This is a genomic window from Methylosinus sp. shoA (genome assembly GCF_059718125.1).
The window spans coordinates 3,363,441-3,377,269 of sequence record NZ_AP046091.1 but is presented as its reverse complement, the minus strand read 5'-3'; the positions used below and the strand labels follow the sequence as shown (position 1 = coordinate 3,377,269).

Annotated in this window: 15 protein-coding genes, 1 tRNA gene and 1 riboswitch; of the genes, 7 read left to right on the top strand and 9 right to left on the bottom strand. The window is 67.5% G+C overall.

The features are described from left to right. Window positions 1-22: 22 nt before the first annotated feature. The 3 genes from AC6IW9_RS15600 to AC6IW9_RS15590 all read right to left on the bottom strand — a co-directional run bounded on the left by AC6IW9_RS15600 (window position 23) and on the right by AC6IW9_RS15590 (window position 1,921). On the bottom strand, window positions 23-472 hold the full coding sequence (locus AC6IW9_RS15600; protein WP_497764917.1) for a hypothetical protein: 450 nt from the start codon (window positions 470-472) through the stop codon (window positions 23-25). Between the two features lie 132 nt (window positions 473-604). Continuing rightward, the gene (locus AC6IW9_RS15595) at window positions 605-1,051 is read right to left on the bottom strand and encodes a hypothetical protein (RefSeq protein WP_497764915.1); all 447 of its coding nucleotides are present in this window, start codon (window positions 1,049-1,051) and stop codon (window positions 605-607) included. Window positions 1,052-1,111: 60 nt separating this feature from the next. Then, a riboswitch (Fluoride riboswitch) is annotated at window positions 1,112-1,174 on the bottom strand. 105 nt (window positions 1,175-1,279) lie between these two features. Further along, window positions 1,280-1,921 (bottom strand): hypothetical protein, encoded by a 642-nt coding sequence (locus AC6IW9_RS15590; protein ID WP_497764913.1) that lies wholly within the window; start codon window positions 1,919-1,921, stop codon window positions 1,280-1,282. A gap of 296 nt (window positions 1,922-2,217) precedes the next feature. Here AC6IW9_RS15590 and pal point away from each other — a divergent pair, with 296 nt between their 5' ends. Together pal and AC6IW9_RS15580 are read left to right on the top strand one after the other, a co-directional pair. Beyond that, window positions 2,218-2,721 carry a peptidoglycan-associated lipoprotein Pal gene (gene pal / locus AC6IW9_RS15585; protein WP_497764912.1) on the top strand — a complete coding sequence of 168 codons (504 nt, stop codon included), beginning with the start codon at window positions 2,218-2,220 and terminating at the stop codon, window positions 2,719-2,721. A gap of 67 nt (window positions 2,722-2,788) precedes the next feature. Beyond that, window positions 2,789-2,865: transfer RNA gene (locus tag AC6IW9_RS15580), tRNA-Trp, on the top strand. Window positions 2,866-2,963: 98 nt separating this feature from the next. On the opposite strand, the gene AC6IW9_RS15575 is transcribed toward AC6IW9_RS15580, so the two are convergent. Further along, window positions 2,964-3,536, bottom strand: a complete 573-nt coding sequence (locus AC6IW9_RS15575) for a DUF6790 family protein (RefSeq protein WP_497764911.1) — start codon at window positions 3,534-3,536, stop codon at window positions 2,964-2,966. Window positions 3,537-3,941: 405 nt separating this feature from the next. On the opposite strand from AC6IW9_RS15575, the gene AC6IW9_RS15570 reads away from it, so the two are divergent. Further along, a complete protein-coding gene (locus AC6IW9_RS15570; protein WP_497764909.1) occupies window positions 3,942-5,291 on the top strand; it encodes an FAD-dependent oxidoreductase in 1,350 nt (449 codons plus the stop codon). A gap of 70 nt (window positions 5,292-5,361) precedes the next feature. On the opposite strand, the gene AC6IW9_RS15565 is transcribed toward AC6IW9_RS15570, so the two are convergent. Continuing rightward, a complete protein-coding gene (locus AC6IW9_RS15565) occupies window positions 5,362-5,985 on the bottom strand; it encodes a nucleoside deaminase (protein ID WP_497764907.1) in 624 nt (207 codons plus the stop codon). A gap of 184 nt (window positions 5,986-6,169) precedes the next feature. Between AC6IW9_RS15565 and AC6IW9_RS15560 the strand changes: the two genes are divergently transcribed. Beyond that, window positions 6,170-7,825 (top strand): Na/Pi cotransporter family protein, encoded by a 1,656-nt coding sequence (locus tag AC6IW9_RS15560; RefSeq protein ID WP_497764905.1) that lies wholly within the window; start codon window positions 6,170-6,172, stop codon window positions 7,823-7,825. Window positions 7,826-7,835: 10 nt separating this feature from the next. On the opposite strand, the gene AC6IW9_RS15555 is transcribed toward AC6IW9_RS15560, so the two are convergent. After that, window positions 7,836-8,039 carry a DUF2905 domain-containing protein gene (locus AC6IW9_RS15555; protein WP_497764904.1) on the bottom strand — a complete coding sequence of 68 codons (204 nt, stop codon included), beginning with the start codon at window positions 8,037-8,039 and terminating at the stop codon, window positions 7,836-7,838. Between the two features lie 57 nt (window positions 8,040-8,096). Between AC6IW9_RS15555 and AC6IW9_RS15550 the strand changes: the two genes are divergently transcribed. Beyond that, window positions 8,097-8,570, top strand: a complete 474-nt coding sequence (locus tag AC6IW9_RS15550) for a DUF1810 domain-containing protein (protein WP_497764902.1) — start codon at window positions 8,097-8,099, stop codon at window positions 8,568-8,570. Between the two features lie 58 nt (window positions 8,571-8,628). On the opposite strand, the gene AC6IW9_RS15545 is transcribed toward AC6IW9_RS15550, so the two are convergent. After that, complete coding sequence (locus AC6IW9_RS15545; RefSeq protein WP_497764900.1) at window positions 8,629-8,862, bottom strand: hypothetical protein; 234 nt, start codon at window positions 8,860-8,862, stop codon at window positions 8,629-8,631. A gap of 351 nt (window positions 8,863-9,213) precedes the next feature. Here AC6IW9_RS15545 and AC6IW9_RS15540 point away from each other — a divergent pair, with 351 nt between their 5' ends. Further along, a complete protein-coding gene (locus AC6IW9_RS15540; RefSeq protein WP_497764898.1) occupies window positions 9,214-9,903 on the top strand; it encodes a hypothetical protein in 690 nt (229 codons plus the stop codon). A 104-nt stretch (window positions 9,904-10,007) separates the two neighbouring features. Beyond that, window positions 10,008-10,286, top strand: coding sequence for a hypothetical protein (locus AC6IW9_RS15535; RefSeq protein WP_497764895.1), 279 nt, complete (start codon window positions 10,008-10,010; stop codon window positions 10,284-10,286). Window positions 10,287-10,294: 8 nt separating this feature from the next. Here AC6IW9_RS15535 and AC6IW9_RS15530 read toward each other — a convergent pair whose 3' ends face one another. Continuing rightward, the gene (locus tag AC6IW9_RS15530) at window positions 10,295-11,140 is read right to left on the bottom strand and encodes a polyphosphate kinase 2 family protein (protein ID WP_497764893.1); all 846 of its coding nucleotides are present in this window, start codon (window positions 11,138-11,140) and stop codon (window positions 10,295-10,297) included. Window positions 11,141-11,151: 11 nt separating this feature from the next. Then, window positions 11,152-13,770 (bottom strand): plasma-membrane proton-efflux P-type ATPase, encoded by a 2,619-nt coding sequence (locus AC6IW9_RS15525; RefSeq protein WP_497764891.1) that lies wholly within the window; start codon window positions 13,768-13,770, stop codon window positions 11,152-11,154. Window positions 13,771-13,829: the final 59 nt, after the last annotated feature.

Below are 13,829 nucleotides of genomic sequence, written 5' to 3'. Positions count from 1 at the left end.
GCCGGCGCCGGTCAATTGCGTATTATTCGAAGGTCGTCTGAAAACGCACGATCGCCCGCGCCATCGGGCGCGTCGGCAGATAGCAGAAGGAATTGGTGGCGATCTGCGCCTCCTTGCAATGATCGTGATCGGCGTTCCACTCATAGCCGAGCCGCGCCATGCAGCCGACGATGTAATCGTGCAGCACCCTGCTGTTCTTGTGGCGCTCGTCGGGCAGCCGAGTCTCGCCGTCGAGCTCGCAATCGGTGACGTCGCTCTTGAGGCCTGAGAAATAGCGGCCGGAGCTGCTCGATGTGACGAAGATCAGCTCGGTCGCGACGATGAAGGCTAGGCCGATGGCGAAGGCGACGCGCGCCTTGAACCTGCTCTCGAAATAATCGATCCCGAAAAAGGACAATGCGCCGAGCGCGAACAGCCCGCCCCCCAGGAGGAGCGTGAGCGGCGCGACAAAAGCCGCGATATCCTCGTTCATCGGCGCCTTCTCCGGTCTGGTTCCGAAAGGGCGCCGCATTCCCTCTCTGTCTCGCCATAAAGTGGAGCGAGACCGAAGGGCCGGCAAGCGCGGCGCTGAAAAACCGAGGTTAGCGGCGCCGCCGCCGTTTCGCTATTCGAATCTCAGCTGCAGTGCAGTAATGGCGCGGTCGAAACCGCCGGTCGGCAGATAGCAATAGGGATTGGTGGCGAGCGGCGCATCCGTGCAGTTATGGTGTCCGGGCGACCATTCATAGCCGGCGTCCTGCATGCAGGCGCGAATGTGTCGTTGAATGATCGCGGCGTCGGCGCCGAGCCGGGCCTCGGGATGGGCGGACTCGCCCTCGAGCTCGCAGGCCGAGGTCTGCACCTGCTGCGCTTTGAAGAAGGAGACGCTCGAGCCGGCCAGCACGACCTCGAGCGCGCCGATGACGAGGAAGCCGGCGGCGAGCGCCGCGATCGCCTGCGTCTGCGAACGCAAGAAGCGAATGTCGATGAAATAGAGGCCGCCGCCGGCGATGAGCGCGCATCCGACGATGAGCGCGAACGGGGTAATGAAAACCGAAAGGTCCTGATTCATGTCGTTCCTCCTGCTGCGAGAGCGCGACCGCTCTCGTTCGGCGATCGGGCCGATCGCCAAAGTCATGCAGGAGTCATCAGCCTCTTCGGCGGTTGGAGGGGGCACCCCATCCCCTGGCGCGGAACGCTGAGCGACCGCGACCTTGTGTAACAAGAGCGATATAGAAGGGCGGCCGGGGCGTCAATGCGCGGCATCGAGACGAACGAGCCAGAAGGGCTCGCTCTTTCGTCACTTCGCCTCGGCGAAGCCCAGCGGCTTGGCCCCGCCCTGCGCCGGCGGCGGCTCGGGGCGGGTCGCCGTCGCGATCGTCACGCCCGACTCGCCGCCGGCCGCGGCGAGCGCCTCGGGCGTGTTGGAGAGAAAGGCCGCGAGATCGTCGGCGCCGCGGGCGGCGAGCTCGGCGAGCTCCTGGTCGCCGAGCTCGCTCCAGAGACCGCCCGCGCCTTTCGCCGCGACCTCGTCGGTGAGCCGCCGCGCCCGATGCCCGCCGCGCTCGAAAACGTCGAACACATAGGAAAGGCGCGTCGCGCCCTCGGGCCCGGCATATGCCGTGAGATAGCCGCGCAGCTTATAGGCCGCCTCGGCCTCTCCCGCGGTGGCGATGTCGCGGCTCTCGGCCGTGCGGGCGAAGATCGGACGAAAGCGGGCCAGAACCTCCTCCGGCGCGCCCTCGAGGCTGGCGAGGGCGACGCTCGCCCCATGCGGGCTGACGCCCGGCCGCGGAACGGGCTTGTGGCGCTCGGCCGAGAGACCCTGCCGTCGCGCTCCGACCTCCACCGCAGTGTCGACGCATCCACCGAGCGTGGCGGCCGCCGCCGCCATGGCGCAGATGGTCGTGAACCGCCGTCCGCCCGCCTCCGGCTGTCGCATCCTCGCCTCCCGGGTCTCGTCCCACCGCATGGTTGACGGATTGCTAACAACGATCGGCGAGGAGGTCCAGCCCCGGAATCTCCCGCATCCTGCCGGATCGTGACGGGAAAACCGGAGAGCGCGCCTCATTGCCGCCATCAACGCTCAAGACCATCGAGCTTCTGTTAACCTTGATCGCCGACCGCCGCGGGCGGCGGCGCGCAGAAAGGGTCCGTCAAGGTTGACGGAACCTTCGCTTAACCCTGCCCCGCTAGGACTGGCGCCCGAAAGACCGTCGCCAGAGGAGTTTCGAGGTCATGGACATCACCTCCGCCGCGCGCGCCCTGCGTGTCGCCGCCGCCCTGACCGCGGCCTTGTCGATCGCCGCCTGCGCCAAGAACGCCGCCGAGGACGAGAACGCCGCCCTCGCCGGCCGCGGCGGCTATGCGGCTCCCGGGAGCGCGCAGGATTTCGTCGTCAATGTCGGCGACCGCGTCTATTTCGAGACGGATTCGAGCGAGCTCACGCCGACGGCGCAGGCGACGCTCGACAAGCAGGCCGACTGGCTGCAGCGCTACGGCCGTTATTCCTTCACCATCGAGGGGCACGCCGACGAGCGCGGCACGCGCGAATACAACTTCGCGCTGGGCGCGCGCCGCGCCGAGGTGGCCAAGAATTATCTCGTCTCGCGCGGCCTCTCGACGGCGCGCATTCGCACCATCAGCTATGGGAAGGAGCGCCCGGTCGCGGTCTGCGACGATATCTCCTGCTGGTCGCAGAACCGCCGCGCCGTGACGGTGCTCGGCGGCGGCAATTCATAAATTCGCGCCCGCCGCTTGCATCGCGCCCCTCGATGCGGCATGAGAAGCCGACGCCGCGACGTCCTGCAGGAGTGTAGCTCAATCGGCTAGAGCACCGGTCTCCAAAACCGGGGGTTGGGGGTTCGAGTCCCTCCACTCCTGCCACTCGTCAAAATACCCACCTAATATCAACCATTTGTCCACTGGGTGGACAGCATCTGTCCGTACCTGTCGGATAGTTTGTCCGCGTGCTGTTTCTGCAATCACGCGGACGGCGCCGGAGCAACGCCCTTCCGTCGCCACGGATAGGGCGCGGCGGATCGGCCTTCACGCTCATAGCGATATTGCAGACGAAGGAAGACGAAACCGATCACGGGCGCGATGATGTCGCTCCAGAAGATGACGCCGGCGTTGCCCGGAGCGAAATTGTGCTCGGCGATCATCGAGACGATGTGAACGCCGGCGGCGCCCCAGAGCAGGCAGGCCGGGGCGGCGACTGCAGCGAGCCGCATGTCGAAGCTCCGCCACGGCGCGACGAGGCCGACCAGTCCCATGCCCAGGCTGGCGAAGCCGAGCTCGATTTGGAACGGGCTGTCGGCCCAGCCGATGAACGCCGCGGCCATCTTGTGGAAGACCACATGAAAGACGGCGTTGTAGACATACGACACGCCGATCGAGAAGAAGAGGAACCATTTGAACAGCGCCTCGGCGACCACCGGCCCGGTGACGGGCTTCGGCTTTCGGACGAGCGCGCCGACCGAAAAGATCAGGCCGATCACGAAGAAGGTGAGGGTGAAATTGCCGAGGAGGAAGGCGATGAGTTCGCGGATCGTCATTCGCCCCGGCTCCGTCGTCTGGGCGCGTCTCGCGACCTGCCGGGCTTCGATCCCGATCGGCGGCTCGGCCACACGATAGACGCAGCTCCGCGGTGATGCAATCGCGCGCCCGGTCGCGGCGGCGGAGCGCCGAACCGATCGGCGATGTCGAGATCGCGGGCGCGGGCCGCCCGCCTTTCATCGCAGCGCCACGGGTTCGCGCCACGGCGGCGCAAACCAATCTACGCGTAATTACACAGGGCGGCGCGCCCCGCCGACCGGCGCCATATGTTGATATTCGTCGGATGATCATGTCCTCCGGCGGCGCGCGGCCCGGCGGATCGCGAAACGACCACGCGCGTTCTCTCGGCAAAAGCGTGATGCGCGCCCGTCCTTTCCCGTCTCCGAGGCCTCTCGACGAATTCGATGGAAATCGCTCGATCCATTCGCATCCTTCTCGAAACACTGCTCGGGGACAGCCCCGCGCGGCCGCACGAGGCGGGCTGTGACGCGCTCGTCGTCGGCGCCGGCGTCGCGGGCCTCGCTGCGGCGCAGACTCTCCGCGCCGCGGGACTGCGGACGCTGACGCTCGAGGCGCGCGACCGCATCGGCGGACGGGTCTGGACCGACCGCGCCGCGACGACGCCGATCGACATAGGCGCCTCCTGGCTGCACGGCGTCGAGGGCAACCCCGTCGGTCCCCTGCTGCGCGACGCGGGCGCGACGCTGCGACGGACGGATTTCCGCTCGAGCACGCTCTATCGCGACGGACGGAGAATCGGCGAACGCGAGACGAGCGACGACTTCTATCGCTTCGCCGAGCGCCGGAAGAACAAGGTCGACGACGACGAGTCGCTGCAGCAGACGCTCGAATGCTATCTTCGCTGTAAGCGCTTCGAGGCGAAACGCGAAATCATTCTCCGTCAGCTGATCGCGATCGACATCGAAACCGAGTTCGGGGCGGAGCTGTCCGATCTCTCGCTCGAATGGTTCAACGAGGACGAAGAGTTCGAGGGCGGCGATTTCTTCGTCGCCTCCGGATATGACGCGCTCCTCGAGCCGCTGGCGCGCGGGCTCGACATCCGACTGCGCTCGCCGGTCCACGCCATCGCCGACACGGGCGAAGGCGTCGTCGTCTCGACCGGCTCGGCCGATTTTCATGCCGGCGCCGTGATCGTCGCGGTTCCGCTCGGCGTGCTGAAGAGCGGCGCGATCACATTCACGCCGGCGCTCTCCGAGGCGAAGCGCGGAGCGCTGAAAGCGCTTCGAATGGGCAATCTGCACAAGACCTTTCTCGAATTCGCGCGCGTCTTCTGGGACGACACGCAGACGATCGACATTCTACGCAGCGACAAATATTGGAGAGAGTTCATCAATGTGACGAGGGAGGTCGGACGGCCCGCGCTGGTCGCGCTCCATTGCGGCGAAGCGGCCTCGACACTGCATCGGATGTCCCGGGAGGAGATCGCGGCCAGCGCATTCGACGCGCTGCGCAGCGTCTATCCGCGAGCCGCGCCGCCCCTCGCCGTGACGGCGACCGCATGGGAGGACGATCCCTTCTCGCTCGGAAGCTATTCCTTCGTGCCCGTCGGCGGCTCGCTCGACATGTATGAAGAGCTGGCGCGGCCGCAGGGGCGGCTCTGCTTCGCCGGCGAGCACACGAGCAGCGACTATCCGGCCACGGTCCACGGCGCCTATCTCTCCGGCCAGCGCGCCGCGCGCGCCCTGATCCGGAGGCGGTCGCGGAAAATCGCGCGGCGATCCCGCGTCTCTTGAGCGAACGCGATCGCCGCCGGTCGCGGCGCCCGCCGCCGCGCGCTCGCGCCGCGCCCTGCGGCGCGCGGCCTCAATAGCGGACCTTGCCCGGCATCGCGCGATATTCGAGCCAGACCTTCCGCCCATCCTCGGGGATGATCTGCTCCACATGGATCGCGCGCCGCGCATAGGGCTTCGCCATGTCCTGGCCGATGGCGGAGTCGTCGAAGAGATCGGCGTAATCGCTCCAGGCCGCGGAATAGTAGATCTTGCCCACCCGCGCCCAATAGGCCGTCGCATAGCACATGGGGCAAGGCTCGCAGCTGGTGAACAAGGTCGCGCCGTCGATATGGGGCGAGCCGATCTTGCGGCAGGCCGCCCGCATGGCGTTCACCTCGGCGTGGGCGGAGGGATCGTTGTCCCGCAGGACGCTGTTGCCGGAGGCGGCCAGCACCTCGCCGCCCCGCACCACCACGGCGCCGAACGGACCGCCGGTCCTGTCGATCACGCCGGCCTGCCGCATGAGGCGGACCGCCTGCCTCATATGTTCTCGGTCCACATCCGTCGCGGTTCCGGCCGTTTCCGCCTCGGCCGGCGTTCCCCCCGCCGCCGCGGCGACGACCGAGGCGCCCGCCGCCAGAAAGCCACGGCGATGGATCACGCGCGCAGACGAAAATAGCGCGTCCAGAGCGGTTTCGGCCTGCTTCGTATCCATCTCGTCCTCCTTCGAATGACGAGCACTCTATGCCCCGGAATCATAACCGCCGGCAAACCGGCGGCGTTTAATTCTACGGATGCCGCCACGACGCCGCTTTGATTTTTCCACTGAACTCGTAGACTGATCCGACCCGGCGAGTCGCGGGCCGATCGGACCGGATGGCGATCGAGGAGTGGAGCCCTTGATTTTTCCTGTCACTCTGCTCGACCTCGCCGGCGCCGTCGCGCTTCTGCTCTGGGGCGCGCATATGGTGCAGAGCGGCGTTCAGCGCGCCTTCGGCCCTCGGCTGCGCTCCATCCTCGGCGGCGCCCTGCGCAGCCGTCCTCGGGCGTTCGCGGCCGGAATCGGCGTGACCGCGCTGCTGCAGAGCAGCACGGCGACGGGATTGATGACGGCCGGTTTCACAGCGTCCGGCGTCGTCGATCTCGTCCCGGCGCTCGCCGTGATGCTCGGCGCCAATGTCGGCACGACTCTCGTCGTGCAGGCGCTCTCCTTCAATGTCGCCGCCGCCGCTCCCGCCCTCGTCCTCGTCGGCGTCATGATGTTCCGACGCGACTCCAATTCGCAGACGCGCGATCTCGGGCGCGTCGTCATCGGCCTCGGACTGATGCTGCTCGCCCTGCGGCAACTGCTGGACCTGATGACGGCCTATGAGGATGCGCCGAGCCTGCGGCTGCTGCTCGGCGCCGTCTCGACCGAGCCGGCGATCGACGTGCTGCTCGCCGCCGGCCTGACATGGGCGGCGCATTCCAGCGTCGCCGTCGTTCTGCTCGCCATGTCGCTCGCCGCCAGAGGCGTCGTGCCGCCGGACGCCGCCTTCGCTCTCGTGCTCGGCGCCAATCTGGGAGGCGCGGTCAATCCCGTGATCGAGGGGCCGACGGGCGACGATCCGGCCGCGCGGCGGCTGCCGATCGGCAATCTGCTCACCCGCGCCGCAGGCGTCGCGCTCGCGCTCGCCGCGCTACATCCGATCGGCCGTCTCATGGTGACGATCGAGCCGGACAACGCCCGCGCCGTCGCCGACTTCCACACTTTGTTCAATGTCGTCGTGGCGGCCGTCTTCTTTCCGCTGCTGACGCCCTATGCGGCGCTGCTGCGCCGGCTGCTTCCGGAGCGCATCGATCCGGCCGATCCCTCGCAGCCGCTCTATCTCGATCCGGCGGCGAGGGAGACGCCGATCGTCGCGCTCGGCGCGGCGGCCCGGGAGGCGCTGCGTCTCGCCGACGTGCTGCAGGAGATGCTGCTCGGCGCCGGCGCGGCGCTCGCGAAGGGCGACCGCAGGTCGATCGTGCAGACACGGCGCCGCGACTCGATCATCGATCGGCTGGACACCGCGATCAAGGCCTATCTCATCTCGCTCGACACGCAGGAGCTCAGCGCGGCCGATCATCGCCGCCTGCACGAGATCCTGACTTTCGCCGCCAATATGGAGCAGGCCGGCGATGTCGTCGTCCGCAACCTCCTGCCGCATATCGTCAAGCATCTGAAGCGCGGAGGCGCCTTCGCGGAGCACGAGCGCGCGGAGCTGAAGGCGATGCTCGACCGGCTCGGGACCAATTCGCGGATCGCGGCGTCGCTGTTCATGACCGAGGACCCGCGCGCGGCGCGGCTGCTCGCCGACGAGAAGATCGCATTCCGGGAAACGGAATCGAAGGCGATGCGGCTCCATTTCGAGACGCTTCGCGCCGGCCGCCTCGAGGAGGCGCGCACCAGCGCGCTGCATCTCGATCTGTTGCGCGACATGAAGCTCATCAACAGCCATATCGTCGCCTCATCGGCCTATCCGGTGCTGGAGCGCGCCGGCGAACTGCTGCCGAGCCGCCTCGCGGCGAAATGACGGCGGGCGCCTACCAGCGGCCGAACAGCCACAGGACGAGGCTCAGAACCAAGCTCACGACGAGCGATGTCGCGATCGGAATGTAGATGCGAAAGCCGCCGCGATCGACGACGATGTCGCCGGGCAGCCGGCCGAGCCCGAACCGCTCCCCGACGAGCCAGAGGAGTCCGGCGAGGATCAGCGCGATCCCGGCGCCGATCAGCAGTTTGGGCATGGCGGGCCTCCGCATATGCGCCACAGTCTAAATGGCGATCGGCGCGCGAATGAGGAGATGATGACGCAAAACGACGATCCGTTCGACCTGCGCCGCTTCGTGGAGGCTCAGGCCGAGGCCATAGACCGCGCCTTCGCCGAGCTGCGCGCGGGCCGCAAGCGCAGCCATTGGATGTGGTTCGTGTTCCCGCAGATCGAAGGGCTCGGCCGCAGCGCCATGTCGCGGCGTTACGCCATTCGCTCGGCGGCCGAGGCGCGCGCCTATCTGGCGCATCCGCTGCTGGGGGACCGGCTGCGCGAGGGCGTCCGTCTGGTCCTCGCGGCGGAACGTCCGCTCGGCGAGATATTCGATTCGCCGGACGATATGAAATTTCACTCCTGCATGACCTTGTTCGCCGCCGCCGCGCCGAAGGAGACCGTCTTCGCGCAGGCGCTGCGGCGCCGCTGCGGCGGCGCGGCCGATCCTGCGACGCTGGCGCGCCTCGCGACGCCCGGCGGCCCCGACGCCGAAGCGCCGGCGCCCGAAACCTGATCGCGAACGTCGGAACCGGAAAGCGTGCGCGACGCCGTCCGGCGGATCACGAAAGATCTCAAAAGGACGAGGGGCGCTCGCTGACGCGGCTGCGCGGCGCGAGCGCGCGGATGAGAAGGGCGAGAACGGCCAGCGCGCAGAGCGCGGACAATATGGCGAGCGCCCAGTCCGCGATATTGGCCGAGCCGGGCGCCTGGATCACCGATTGCACCGCTCCGACGCCCTTCTTCCAGACGCAGCTCATGGCTTCGCAAAACGCCATCTCGGCGAGCGGCTGATCGCAAGGATCCATCGTTTTGTCCCTTTCGCCTTTGGAACCTAGCTAGGCGGAGGCGATCGGACTTCAATCCTCGCGTGTGACGACCGCAGATTCCAGGGACGAGGCTCGAGCATCGGCGCATGTCCGGGTCGACTTTCGCGCCGAGAAGTAGAATTCGTCGAATCGAGACCATCGACGCGCGCGCCATGCGTGATCGATATCCTCGAAACGATCGAATCTTCTCGACAATCTCTAAGTAACCGCGCACTCTAGCGGCGTTCGGCGATTCCGTTCATCCTGACGTGGGCTCCCTTCGCGAGCTCGGTTCGCCCGACAAACGCTCTCGCCGCCCTCGGCTCCCAACTCTGCAAGCGCCGGAGACCCATGCGCCGCCCGATCCGCCCCTTCGTCAAGGAATATAAATCGCGTTCGGCCAAGACCGCGTCGCGCGGCGGAGCCGAGGACGCCGCCCCCGAGCCGACGCCACGCTTCCTCGAAGCGCCGCCCCCGCCCCCGCGCCTCCGCGATCCGGAGGACGGCTACGAGGCCGCGATGAGAGCCGCCGATCTCGTGTTCGGCAAGAAGCCCCCGCCAGCCGCTCCGCAGGCGGAGGTCGCGCCCGCGCCGGTGGCGGAGCCCGCTCTGGCGGAAGCCGGGGTCCTGGTCGTCGCCGAGACCGCGCCGGCCGAAGCTCCGGCCTTGCGGCCGACGGGCCGCATTCTGCCGAGCCTCATCGAGGTGGAACTCACACCGCCGCGCGAGCCGGAGCCGCCGCCGCGAAGGCGTGGACGTCCGCGCAAGGCGGCCGCACTCCCGCCCCCTGCGGTCGAGCCGGAGAGCCCCGTCGCCGCGCCGGCTCCGCGCCGGCCTCGCAAGCCGCCTGCGGTCGTCGCGCCCCGCCAAATCGTCGCCGCGACTCGCGAGCCGCACGTCGAGATCGATGTCGAGGACGACGAGGATACGACGCCGCCGCGCCGCCTCAGCCGCATTCGAGCGCGGTGGGTGCGGAAAACGGAGCTGATGGCCGGCGAGAAATGGAAGCGGCGCCTGCCCCAGCCGTGCCGCCGGCGCTGACGGGACGCCGGCGCCGCGGCGATCGACCGGACAGCCGACCTCGGCCTCGGCTTTCGCGTAAATTTCTTGCCCATCGCCGCAATCGGCGTCATATACTGCGCCCGATGACCGACTCTCAGGAAGCCAAGCTCATCGAGGCCTTGAAAAAGGTCGACGTCCATGGGGACATTGCGCCTCCCCATGTGCAGGATCCCATGACCATGGCTCTGCGTCAGCGCGCCATTCAGGCCGATCTGATGCGCTGGGACGACAGTCGCGGCCGCTATGTGCTCACCGGCACCGGCCGCACGCGCATCACTGCGCGCAACAGAGCGCCGGGCGCGGTGCTGCGCTTCCGCCGCCGCGAGGAGAACGACGGCGCGCCGCAGCGCAAGGCGGACTGAGCCGGGTCTCAGCCGCTTTTTTTCTCCTGCTTCGCCGCCGCGTGATATTTTGCGGCGATCTGCTTCAGATCGACGCGCGTCGGCGGCAGCTTCAGCTTCATATCCTCGAGCGTATCGACGACGACGCGCGAGATGACGAGGTCGCGATACCATTTGTGATTCGACGGAATCACGAACCAGGGCGCGTGCTTCGTGCTGGTCCGCTCCAGCGCTTCCTCATAGGCCTCCACATATTGCGGCCAATATTCGCGCTCCGTGTAGTCGCTCTCGCTGATCTTCCAATTGCGCGCCGGATCGTCGAGCCGCTGCGCGAAGCGCGCGAGCTGCTCCTGCGGACTGATGTGGAGATAGAACTTCAGGATGCGCACGTCGCCGTCGCGGCGGAGCAGATGCTCGAAGGCGTTGATCTCGTCATAGCGCTTCGACCAGACGTCGCGCGGAACGAGCTCATGCACGCGCACGACCAGCACATCCTCGTAATGCGAGCGGTTGAAGATCGTCACATGGCCGCGCGGCGGCGCATGCGCATGAGCGCGCCAGAGAAAATCATGCGAATGCTCGAGCGGCGTCGGCTGCTTGAAGCAGGCGACGGTCACGCCTTGCGGATTCATCCCCGAGAACAAATGCCGGATCGTGCCGTCCTTGCCGCCGGCGTCGAGCGCCTGCAGCACGATGAGCAGCGACTGCGAGCCGTCCGCGTAGAGCAGATATTGCGCCTTCGCCATGCGCTCGACATGCTCTTTGATCTTCGGCAGCGCCTCCTCGTGCGATTTGTGCTTGCCCGTCTCGGACGGATCGAAGTCCGCGAGCCGCACCTTGGCGCCCGGCGAAACCCTGTATCGGCTCCAGTCCATTCTCTCCTCCCTCACGACGCCGATCTGACGGGCGTGGCGACCGGATGCGGCGCGAGCGGCCGCTGCACCAATTCGACGCTCTTTGCCTCGCGCGTCGTGCGGCCGTCGGCGAAGCGTTCGCAAATTCGCCGCACGAAGCCGAGGACGAACATCCAGGCGAGGCAATAGAGCCAGACGAGGCCGATGAGCCGCAGCGGAATCGCCGGAACGAGCCAGCCGAAATAGCACAGCGCGACGGCGAGGATCTGCGTGACGACGATCGCGAAGAACAGCTTCGCGGCCGGGAACGGCGGCAGGAAGAACCAGCGCTCCGTGCGCGTCACCAGCAGCAGCAGATGACCGCCGACGACGAGTTGCAGGAACATCATCGTCTGCAATTGCTGCGGCGTGGAGATTCCGAGCAGCGCCTGCGCCGACGGATGCGATAGCGCGCGCACGCCGATGAGCAGCAGGCCGAAGGATTCCAGCACGCAGAACATGCCGAGGACGCTCGAGACGGCGAGCAGCCGCGGCATGCGCCAGCGAATGGGCGTCCGGCTCACCGGCGTATTGTCATAGGCGATGGTCATGATCGGCCCGTCGTCGAGCAGCGACAGAACGACGATCATCGCCGCAGTCAGCGGCGCGAAGTCGAGGAAGACGGTCGAGAGGACGACGACGAACATGATGTCGATGGTGAGCGCGACGCGATAGAGCGTGTAGCTCTCGATGCGGCCGAAGATGCGCCGCGCCTCGTCGATCGCGCTGTCGATGACCGAGAGGCCCGGCGCGGTGAGGATCAGCGCGGCGGCGCCGCGCGCGGCGTCGGTCGCGCCCGAGACGGCGACGCCGCAATCCGCCTGCTTCAGCGCCGGCGCGTCATTGACGCCGTCGCCGGTCATCGCGACGAGATGGCCGCGCTTCTGCAGCGCCTTGACGATCGCATATTTGTGCTCGGGGAAGACGCGGGAGAAGCCGTCGGCGCGCTCCACCGCCTGCGCGACGTCGGGCGGCAGATTGTTCGGATCGAAATCCTTCGGAAACACGTCGGCGGCGGAAATGATATTGTCGCCGAGGCCGAGCCGGCGCGCGGTCTCCTTGGCGATGGCCGTGTCGTCGCCGGTCACCATCTCGACGCGCAGCCCCTTGGCGCGCGCGGCGGCGATGGTCGCCTTCGAATCGTCGCGCGGCGGATCGAACATGGGCAGCACGCCGAGCACTTCGTAAGTCTGCCCGCCGTCACACGAGCGCGCGACCGCGAGAGCGCGCGAGCCTTTGGCGGCGAGATCGGCGACGATCGACTTCACCTGCGCGGCGATCTGCGGCGATGGCGACGCGAGCTGGACGATCGCCTGCGGCGCGCCCTTGGCGACGACGAGCGTCTCGCCCCCGGGCGCGGCGAGGCGCGCCTCGGTGCGCTTCGTCACCGGATCGAAAGGCGTGTATTTCTCGATTCTGTAAGCTTTGACCGCATCCTTGTCCTCGAGCGCGTCGATCACCGCCGTGTCGATGGCGTCGCGATCCTCGGCGCGCGAGGCGAGCGCGGCGGCGAGAATGCAGTCCTGCGCATCCTTTGCCTGCACGAGGATCGGCTCGCTCACCGTGAGCTCATTCTTGGTCAGCGTGCCGGTCTTGTCGGAGCAGAGCACATCGACTCCGGCCATCTCCTCGATCGCCGAGAGCTTCGACACGATGGCCTTCTGCTTCGACAGCGCCAGAGCGCCGAGCGCCATGGTGATCGAGAACACCGCCGGCATCGCCACCGGAATGGAGGCGACCATCAGCACCAGCACGAATTGCAGAATGGAGAGCGCGTCGGAGAGCCCCCAATCGTCCACGACGACGAGGTCGCGATAGACGCGCACGATCACCATGATCAGAGCCAGGGCGACCGCGACGACCATCAGAAAATCGCCGATCTCGAACATGGCCTTCTGCGCGTGGCTCACGGCGCCCGCGCCTTCGACGAGGCTCGCGGTGCGGCCGAAGAAGGTGCGCGCGCCCGTGGCGACGACGACGCCGGTCATCTCGCCCTGCTTGACGATGCTGCCGGAATAAGCGAGGTCGCCGGCCTTCTTCGCGACCGGAAGAGACTCGCCCGTGAGCGCCGCCTGATCGATCGAGACATAGTCGCCGCCGACGAGACGAATGTCGGCGGGCACGACGACGCCGAGCCTGATCTTCACGATGTCGCCGGGCACGAGTCCCGCGGCCGGCGCCGTGCGCCACTCGCCGTCGCGCAGCAGCGTCGCCTCGGGCGCGAGCCCCTTCTTCAGCGCCGCGAGCGCGTTGGACGCCTTGCGGTCCTGCCAGGCCTCGAGCGCCGCGTTGAAGAACAGCAGCGCGACGATGATGGCGAAATCGCCCCAATGACCGATGATGGCCGAGACGAGCGCGGCCGCCTCGATCATGAAGGCCATGGGGCCGGCGAAATAGCGCAGGAGCTTCCGCAACAGGCCGACGCGCTTCTCCACGAGCGCATTGGGTCCGAAGATCGCGAGGCGCTTGCGCGCCTCGGCGGCGGAAAGGCCGTGAGCGGCCTCGACGCCGAGCGTCTGCAGCAGTTCGGCGATCGGCAACTTCTCGAGGTCGATGCCGCGCGTCTGCCGATCCTGCGGTTCTTGTCGAGGCGGTCGATTCGGCCGAAGCATTGGCGCTCTCCCTTTCTCGCGAACGCTTCGCCGGCGGATCGAACGATGCGTCGTCGCGG